Below are 221 nucleotides of genomic sequence, written 5' to 3' on the forward strand. Positions count from 1 at the left end.
GGCCCTGATGACACTGCAGCGCGGCCGTGCGGGTCCCAATGGCAAGCACGGCCACGTCATCAACTACCGGCACGTCATCCACGCGCTGCGCCGCAAGCCCATGGCGCTGCTCAATCTGGTCTATCGCGATCAGATCTTTCCGCGCGAGGCCTATCGCCTGACCTTCGATCGCCTGCTCGAGCGGCTCCCGGAGCGCCAAGCATGCAGGACCATGGTTGAAC

General features: G+C 64.7%; 1 pseudogene. It reads left to right on the top strand.

What is annotated here, in order from left to right:
- Window positions 1–221 (top strand): annotated as a pseudogene (locus GWC77_RS29075) (IS21 family transposase); the annotation flags it as partial.

Origin of the sequence: Paraburkholderia sp. NMBU_R16, assembly GCF_013282575.1 — a bacterium.
GTDB lineage: Bacteria > Pseudomonadota > Gammaproteobacteria > Burkholderiales > Burkholderiaceae > Trinickia.